Origin of the sequence: Rhodococcus sp. (in: high G+C Gram-positive bacteria) (genome assembly GCF_049299235.1) — a bacterium.
Classification (GTDB): domain Bacteria; phylum Actinomycetota; class Actinomycetes; order Mycobacteriales; family Mycobacteriaceae; genus Rhodococcus.
Genome location: NZ_JBAQXC010000055.1, coordinates 1 through 7,820, shown reverse-complemented (window position 1 = coordinate 7,820; position 7,820 = coordinate 1). Strand labels below are relative to the sequence as shown.

Genomic DNA, 7,820 nt, shown 5'->3' with positions numbered 1-7,820 from the left:
CTCAACGCCGCGAAGAACATTCTCGCCGCAGGACGTGCGGAGAGGCTAAACGCCTGCGGAGGGACCGTAAATCCTGCCGCTTAGCGGGAGGTAAGTCCCGGTGAAACAGGAACCCACCGGGGTGGCGCGTAGCGCTGCGGGAGGAATCCCGGTCGTTCACGGCCGGGAGGACGTCAACTCTCAGACAGTTCTCAGCCGGGCCGGGCCACACTGGTGGGCATGCGCATTCTGGTGGTCGACGACGATCGGGCGGTGCGGGAGTCGCTGCGCCGATCACTCACCTTCAATGGATACACCGTCGAACTGGCCACCGACGGGCAGGACGCCCTCGACAAACTCCTGGTGAGCCGACCGGACGCAATGGTGCTGGACGTGATGATGCCGCGCGTCGACGGGCTCGAAGTGTGCCGGCGGCTGCGCAGCACCGGTGACGACCTGCCGATCCTGGTGCTCACCGCCCGCGATTCGGTGTCCGAACGGGTCGCCGGTCTCGACGCGGGCGCCGACGACTACCTTCCGAAACCGTTCGCACTCGAAGAACTGCTCGCGCGGCTGCGTGCGCTGTTGCGGCGCACGGCCCCCGACCCGGACCGGGCGGCCGCAGAGACGTTGAGCTTCGAGGATCTGACCTTGAATCCCGATACCCGCGAGGTGATGCGGGGCGACCGCCCGATCAGCCTGACCCGCACCGAGTTTTCCCTGATGGAAATGCTCATGGCGAACCCGCGCCGGGTGCTCACCCGCAGCCGCATCCTCGAGGAGGTGTGGGGCTACGACTTCCCGACGTCCGGCAACGCCCTCGAGGTGTATGTCGGGTATCTGCGCCGCAAAACGGAAGCCGACGGCGAGCCGCGCCTGATCCACACGGTGCGCGGCGTCGGCTACGTGCTGCGCGAAACGCCGCCGTGATGGGCGGCGGACGCGACATGGTGAAACCTCAGATGCGGCCCCCGACGTTGCTGACCCGATCGGTGCCGCTGCGGATCCGGGTGACGTTGCTCGCGGCGGGCGCGGTCGCGCTCGCGGTGGCGGTGACGTCGATCGCCGCGTACATGGTGGTCGCGCGGGCGCTGTATTCGGATGTGGACAAGCAGTTGCAGGCCCGCGCGTCGGCGCTCGTCGAATCGAGCACGCTCATCACCTACGACCCCCGCTACATCGGCGGTGCCAGGCTCTACAGCTCCCTCATCAGTGTCGCGCTGATCTACCCGGATCTCGGTCGCTACGTGCCGTTCGGGTCGACGGTGCCGATCGGTGACGCCGAACTCGCGGTCGCCGAGGGAGAAGCCGAATCGTCGTTGCGCACCGTCTCGCGGCAGCGGGTGCTCGCGCAGCGCATCCCCGACGGCAGCACCGTGGTGATCGCGCAGCGACTCGAACCGACTGAGGAGATCCTCAACCGGCTGGCCAGCGTGCTGTTCGTGGTCGGCGGATGCGGGGTGGTGCTGGCCGCGGCCGCCGGTGCGACCGTCGGCCGTACCGGACTGCGACCGGTCGCACGGCTCACGGCCGCCGCCGAACGTGTCGCCCGCACCGACGACCTGCGGCCCATCCGGGTGTCCGGCCACGACGAACTCGCCCGGTTGACGGAAAGCTTCAACATGATGTTGCGGGCGCTCGGCGAGGCGAGGGAGCGGCAGAGTCGGCTCGTCGCCGATGCCGGACACGAACTGCGCACGCCGCTGACGTCGTTGCGCACCAACATGGAGTTGCTCATCGCGGCGAGCCGCCCGGGGGCGCCGCAGGTGCCCGACGAGGACATGGCCGACCTGCGCGAGGATGTGGTTGCGCAGATCGAGGAACTGTCGACGCTGGTCGGCGATCTGGTCGACCTCGCCCGCGAGGATGCCCCCGAGACGGTGTTCGAGGCGGTCGACATCGCCGACGTCGTCGACCGCAGCCTCGAGCGGGCACGCCGCCGCCGCACCGAAATCGACTTCACCGCCACCACCGAACCGTGGTTCGTGTTCGGCGATCAGGCGACGTTGTCGCGGGCGGTGCTCAACGTCCTCGACAACGCCGCGAAGTGGAGTCCGTCGGGCGCCGAGGTGCTGGTGGCGATGCGGCAGCTCGGGAGCGGTCTGATGGAGCTGACCGTCGACGACGCGGGTCCGGGCATTCCCGACGAGGAACGCGAATTGGTGTTCGAACGGTTCTATCGGGCGACGACCGCGCGGTCGATGCCCGGTTCCGGGCTCGGTCTGGCGATCGTGCGGCAGGTCGTGATGAAACACGGCGGCACGATCGCGGTGGACCGGTCGTTGCGCGGCGGTGCGCTGATCCGCATCGTGTTGCCGGGCACCCCGGAGTTGACCGACAGCAGTGTCCCCGGGGCATTCGACGGTCGCGATTGACAGCAAAATCGGGTGTTGCTCTCAGCGCCGTCTCGGCGATCGGGTCCACTCTGGAGTTGTACAGATCCGAACGTGCACGAATGGGGATGCGATGAGCGACGACCAGAATTCTGGGCTGCCGTACCAGCCGCCGACCAACCCCTACCCGGGGTCCGGCCGGACTGAACCTCTGGGCGCTCAGCCGGGGCCACAGCAGCCGGGGACGCCGCATCCGGGTGTTCCGCAGCAGGGGTTCACCCAGCCGGGCAACCATCGGCCGGGCCGGCGTGGCCGGGGCGCGCTCGTCGCAGGGGCCATCGCATTGGCTCTGGTCAGCGGCGGTGTCGGCGGAGCGGTCGGAGCGCTCGCCGTGGGCGGCAACGACACAACCGTGGTCAGCAACGCACTGAACACCCCGAAGCCCGACGCGACGACGGTCGCGAATGCGCCCGCCGGATCGGTGCAGGCCGTCGCGCAGCAGGTCGTGCCGAGTGTCGTCCGCATCGGCATCGTCGGAAGCGCAGCGCAGGGTGAGGGTTCCGGGGTGATCCTGTCGTCCGACGGACTGATCCTCACCAACAATCACGTCGCAGCCGGTGGCGGGCCGGGCGCGCAACTGACCGTGTACTTCGCGGACGGCAGTTCGGCCCCCGCCACCGTCGTCGGCGCCGACCCGATCTCCGATCTCGCGGTCGTGCGCGCCGAGGGCCGCACCGACCTGACCCCCATCGAACTCGGCACATCCGACGGACTGCAGGTCGGGCAGGGTGTCGTCGCGGTGGGTTCACCGCTCGGCCTGGAAAGCACCGTCACCTCCGGTATCGTGTCGGCCCTCGACCGCCCGGTGTCGACGAGCGGGGAGACCGGTAACCAGAACACGGTGATCGACGCGATCCAGACCGACGCCGCCATCAACCCCGGCAACTCCGGTGGTGCCCTGGTCGACATGGACGGCCGGCTCATCGGCATCAACACGGCCATCGCCACATCGGGTGGACAATCCGGATCGATCGGTCTCGGCTTCGCGATCCCCGTCGATCAGGCACGCCGCATCGCGCAGGAACTCATCGAGACGGGGAAGGCGACGCACGCGATCATCGGCGTGCAGGTGCCGTCGCAGGACACCGCGCGCGGTGCGACGGTGATGGAGGTCACCGCCGGTAGCCCCGCCGAGAAGGCCGGTATTCCGCGCGGCTCGGTCATCACGAAGGTCGACGACCGGTACGTCACCGACGGTGATTCGCTGATCGCGGCGATCCGGTCGCATGCGCCGGGCGACACCGTCCACGTCACCTACACCGACGCGCAGGGCAAGAACGAGACGAGCGTCGACGTGCAACTCGTCGCTGCGGAGACGGGCGGACGATGAACACCGGAACACTGACACTCGGCACGGGGCAAACCGCTCGCCTGCTGGACATGGGAACTACCGTGGGGTCCATGGAACTCGAAGCCTCCCGGACCGGCCGCGCACTCGTCGTCATCGTCGATGATCGGGTTGCGCACGGAGACAACCCTGATTCGGCCGGCCCGCTGGTCACCGAACTTCTGCTCGAAGGAGGCTTCGTCGTCGACGGTGTCGTCACCGTCGCGGCCGACGAGGTCGAAATTCGCAATGCGCTGAACACCGCGGTGATCGGTGGCGTCGACCTGGTGGTGTCGATCGGCGGTACCGGGGTGACGCCGCGCGACGTGGCGCCCGAGGCGACGGCGGATGTCCTCGATCACGAACTGAAGGGCATCAGCGAGGCGCTGCGGTCGTCGGGTTTGGCGGCGGGCGCGTTGGACGCCGGGCTGTCGCGCGGGCTGGTCGGGGTGTCCGGTTCGACGGTGGTGGTGAACCTCGCGTCGTCGCGGGCCGCGATCCGCGACGGCATGGCGACGCTGACGCCGTTGGCCGCGCACGTCATCGAGGAACTGTCTCGGCTGGAAGCCTGAGATTGCCGTGCCGGTGAACGATCCACGCGAGCACGCCTCCGGAGACGGCATTACCGGACAGGGTTCCGCGGGTGAAACAGCGGGTGAGAAAACCGCAGGTAGCCGGGCTCGGATCGACCGAGCCCGGCTCGCCCGCATCTTCGGTGAGGTGCTTCCCGACACGACGCGGGACGAGCGCGGGCAGGGCGAGGAACGATCGGATTCCGACGAATGGCTGCGCCGGCAGGTGCCGCCACACCACGGTAAACTGTGATCTCGGACACACGTCCATATCCGGGATTGTTTTCTGTTCAACTGCGATTCGCCTGCGGGAAACCTTTCTGAAACACCGGCACGCGGCACCCGGAATCGACGGATCTGCCCCGCTGTCGGGCCGCCGATGTCGCCGTCGCCGCGCATCGGGCGGGGGGTGCGGGTCTCCGCGGCGCTCACCAGCAGGTTTGGCTCGAGCTCGGCTCGCGTGAGGTGAGGGTGCCGGATCGGCATTTCGTGACCCGAGACACTGCGTTATTGAACTGTTATCGTTCATCTCACCGAAACGTCTCGCGTTCCGTCCGCACCGCCTCCTTGCTGGGCGAGTGAGGGTAGCCGTTGCCCGGGCTCAGGTCACCGTCTAATCTCTGCACAGGTTCGATCGAGTAAAGGCCCGGACACGGTTCCGGGTTTTTTATCGCGAATCGGTAACGCAACTACCGTGCGGATGATGTGCGCATCGGCATCGACGGGGAATGCCTCGGCGGCGCTCGGTGTGACATGCCTCGCGGGCGACACGACGATTTGTCGGACGCGGGTGCTGAACCCGGCACGCAGAGAATGGATGAGGCATTCATGAAGATTCAGACGCGACGCGGTCTGAAGACCGCCCGCAACGCCGTGGTGGCCGCCGCTGCCGTGGCAGGTCTGGTCCTCGGATCGACGGGCACGGCGAATGCCGAGGTCAACGATCAGAACCGGATCGTCTCCGACGGACACGAAGTGATCGTCACCCAGGAAGACACGTTCATCCAGGGTGTGCCGCCGCTGGGTGGCAGTCCGATGAGCCGCCAGTGGTTCCACAACGGTCGCGGTCTCGCCAACATCGTCGGCCCGGAGGCCGGGGACTTCGAGGGATCGACGTTCCAGTTCGGCTACCAGGTCGCGTGGTCGGCGTCGATCGACGGATCGATCGGCTTCAGTTGGTCATCGCCGCAGCTCGAGGCGGAAGGCGGCCAGGGGCAGGTGTGGGAGCCTGCGGTCGACGCGGATGACAATCCGATCTACATCAAGGGTCCCGACGGCGAGCCGGTCAAGGATGCGAACGGCGACCCGATTCGGAAGTTCGAGCTGACCGAGGTCGAGAATGCGAGCACGCTGACCGTCTCGGGCATTCTTCCCCAGGTGTCCACCGGCATCGACCTGACGCCGGCACCGGGCATCGAGGAACTCGTCGTCGCGGAGGGCGAGTTCGACGGCGACTTCAAGGAAGTCCAGATCGCGAATGTGTCCGGTGCCGCTACCGGCATCATCGGTGCGGTCTCGCTCCGCCCGTTCGTTCGCGTGATCACCGCGAACGGCGACAACGTCACCACCTACGGCCAGGTCTGGACCATCTAGTCCGGCATTCGCCACTTCCCGCAGTACATCCCCACCACGAAATACGGAGTAATCATGGGAATCAAGTCGCGTGGCTTCAAGGCCGCCCGTAACGCCGCCGTCTCCGGTGCCGCCGTGCTCGGCCTCGTCCTGGGTGCCACCGGCACCGCGCAGGCGGAGGTCAACGACCAGAACCGCATCATCTCCGACGGCCTCGAGGTCGTCGTGACCCAGGAAGACACCAACATCCACGGTGTTCCCGCCCTGGGCGGCAGCCCGTTCAACCGCGAGTTCTTCCACAACGGCCGCGGCACCGCGAACCTGATCGGCGAGGACGCTGCCGACGCCGAGGGCACCACCTTCCAGTTCGGCTACTAGTTCGCGTGGGCCGGCAGCATCGACGGCTCCATCGGCGTCACCTACTCCACCCCGCAGTTGGAGCTTGAAACGGGTGTCGAGGCCGAGATCGACCCGTCCAAGGGCGTAACCGGCATCGTCGCAGGTTCTACCGGTACGGTCACCGACATCCTCCCGCAGGGCCACGTCGAGCTGGAGCTGACCCCGGCCCCGGGCATCGAGGAGCTCGTGGTTTCCGAGGGCGAGTTCGACGGTGATTTCAAGACCGTCCAGTTCGCCAACGTCCACGGCACCGCCACCGGCGTCATCGGCGCTGTCCAGGTCCGTCCGTTCGTCCGCGCGATCACCGCGAACGGCGACAACGTCACCACCTACGGCAACGCCTGGACCGTCTGATCAGTCCGTCTGATCAGCCCGACTGATCAGATCGTCTGAGTAGACCGTCCGGCATCACGCCGAACACGAACCGCCCTCCTTGGAATCCCAAGGGGGGCGGTTCTTTTCGTCTTGTGGGATCAGGATTCGGGAACGTCCTTCGCGTGCGCGCCGACCTGAGTGGACTGGGACTCGAGGATGTCGCGGATCTGGATGAGAAGATCCTCGGCACTGGCCTTTTCGTCGGACTTCTCCGTCGCGAACCGCTTCTTTGCGATGTTCGCCGGAACAATGAGCACGAAATACACGACAGCGGCGATGATGACGAAGTTGATCGCCGCACTCACCACCGCGCCGATGTTGACGAACGTGGCGGGATTGTCCGCGAGAACCTGGAAACCCCAACCCATCTCGTTGTCGCCGCCGACCGCGGCGATGAGCGGATTGATGATGTACTCGGTGAACGCCGTGACGATGGCGACGAACGCGGTGCCCACGACCACGGCGACCGCGAGATCGAGGACGTTGCCCCTCAACAGAAAGTCCTTGAAGCCCTTCAGCATGATCCGCTCTCCTTGTGGTGTCGGTCACAAAATGCTCTCCGAGCACGATAAACCAACTGCGCGGTTCGCACCGGGCGGCGACAACCCAGTCAGTGCAGTCGGACGGTCAGTGCAGTCGGACGGTCAGTGCAGCGTGACTGTGAGCGCGCTGACGAGCGACGCCGCCGCGACCGCGACCGCCTGCTCCGGCGCCAACGCCAACAAGACGACACGTTCACGCTGGTCGCGAGCGCCGTCCGCGGTGTGTGCGAGGACGACGGTCGCACCCGTCGCCAGCACCTGCGCGTTGGGGGATCGATCGTCCGGTGACGGCGCGACCGTCAGCACATCGACGAGATCACCCTCGCGCAGCAGATCGCCGACGCCCGCGTCGGCCAGCCGGATCGGAACCACCCGCGCATCGGGATTGCCGGTTGCCGCACCCGCGAGGCGCGGACCGAGCATGCGCACCGACACGAGGGCTTCGCCCGCGGGGACGGGCCCGGACAGGGTGTGGCCGACCGCGTCGGCGGCGGTGGTGAGCGCACCGGACGGCACCGACGACGAGTCGCGGTCGACGAGTTCGACGTCGTCGAGCGTGAGGGTGTGCCCGGGGCTCAGATCGCGCACGGCGACGACGGCGGGAGATTGCCCGGTCGACGGCCCGTCCCGCAGCGCCGCCACGACGGCGACGAGCGCGAGG

Annotated in this window: 8 protein-coding genes and 1 pseudogene; 7 read left to right on the top strand and 2 right to left on the bottom strand. The window is 67.4% G+C overall.

Features of this window, described 5'->3' with window-relative positions:
- Window positions 1-219 precede the first annotated feature (219 nt).
- The 7 genes and pseudogenes from WAX14_RS03040 to WAX14_RS03010 all read left to right on the top strand — a co-directional run bounded on the left by WAX14_RS03040 (window position 220) and on the right by WAX14_RS03010 (window position 6,596).
- Window positions 220-909: a response regulator transcription factor gene (locus WAX14_RS03040; RefSeq protein WP_422626615.1), complete on the top strand. Its 690-nt coding sequence runs from the start codon at window positions 220-222 to the stop codon at window positions 907-909.
- A 17-nt stretch (window positions 910-926) separates the two neighbouring features.
- Window positions 927-2,354, top strand: a complete 1,428-nt coding sequence (locus WAX14_RS03035) for an ATP-binding protein (RefSeq protein ID WP_422626614.1) — start codon at window positions 927-929, stop codon at window positions 2,352-2,354.
- Between the two features lie 91 nt (window positions 2,355-2,445).
- Window positions 2,446-3,702: a S1C family serine protease gene (locus tag WAX14_RS03030; protein ID WP_422626613.1), complete on the top strand. Its 1,257-nt coding sequence runs from the start codon at window positions 2,446-2,448 to the stop codon at window positions 3,700-3,702.
- Complete coding sequence (locus WAX14_RS03025) at window positions 3,699-4,271, top strand: MogA/MoaB family molybdenum cofactor biosynthesis protein (protein ID WP_422626612.1); 573 nt, start codon at window positions 3,699-3,701, stop codon at window positions 4,269-4,271. Before WAX14_RS03030 ends, WAX14_RS03025 begins: the two co-directional genes overlap by 4 nt.
- 49 nt (window positions 4,272-4,320) lie before the next feature.
- On the top strand, window positions 4,321-4,524 hold the full coding sequence (locus tag WAX14_RS03020; protein WP_422626616.1) for a hypothetical protein: 204 nt from the start codon (window positions 4,321-4,323) through the stop codon (window positions 4,522-4,524).
- Between the two features lie 575 nt (window positions 4,525-5,099).
- On the top strand, window positions 5,100-5,864 hold the full coding sequence (locus WAX14_RS03015; protein WP_422626611.1) for an MspA family porin: 765 nt from the start codon (window positions 5,100-5,102) through the stop codon (window positions 5,862-5,864).
- 54 nt (window positions 5,865-5,918) lie between these two features.
- Window positions 5,919-6,596, top strand: a pseudogene (locus WAX14_RS03010) (MspA family porin).
- A gap of 119 nt (window positions 6,597-6,715) precedes the next feature.
- Here the strand turns inward: WAX14_RS03010 and mscL are convergent.
- Both mscL and WAX14_RS03000 read right to left on the bottom strand, forming a co-directional pair.
- Complete coding sequence (gene mscL, locus WAX14_RS03005) at window positions 6,716-7,138, bottom strand: large conductance mechanosensitive channel protein MscL (protein ID WP_422626610.1); 423 nt, start codon at window positions 7,136-7,138, stop codon at window positions 6,716-6,718.
- A 123-nt stretch (window positions 7,139-7,261) separates the two neighbouring features.
- On the bottom strand, window positions 7,262-7,820 hold a 559-nt coding region (locus tag WAX14_RS03000; protein WP_422626609.1), incomplete at its 5' end, for an SAF domain-containing protein.

What these genes read in the sequence shown, in the direction of transcription:
- WAX14_RS03040 (WP_422626615.1), top strand. Translation starts at nt 220, where the DNA reads ATGCGCATTCTGGTGGTCGACGACGATCGGGCGGTGCGGGAGTCGCTG.
- WAX14_RS03035 (WP_422626614.1), top strand. Translation starts at nt 927, where the DNA reads ATGGTGAAACCTCAGATGCGGCCCCCGACGTTGCTGACCCGATCGGTG.
- WAX14_RS03030 (WP_422626613.1), top strand. Translation starts at nt 2,446, where the DNA reads ATGAGCGACGACCAGAATTCTGGGCTGCCGTACCAGCCGCCGACCAAC.
- WAX14_RS03025 (WP_422626612.1), top strand. Translation starts at nt 3,699, where the DNA reads ATGAACACCGGAACACTGACACTCGGCACGGGGCAAACCGCTCGCCTG.
- WAX14_RS03015 (WP_422626611.1), top strand. Translation starts at nt 5,100, where the DNA reads ATGAAGATTCAGACGCGACGCGGTCTGAAGACCGCCCGCAACGCCGTG.
- mscL (WP_422626610.1), bottom strand. Translation starts at nt 7,138, where the DNA reads ATGCTGAAGGGCTTCAAGGACTTTCTGTTGAGGGGCAACGTCCTCGAT.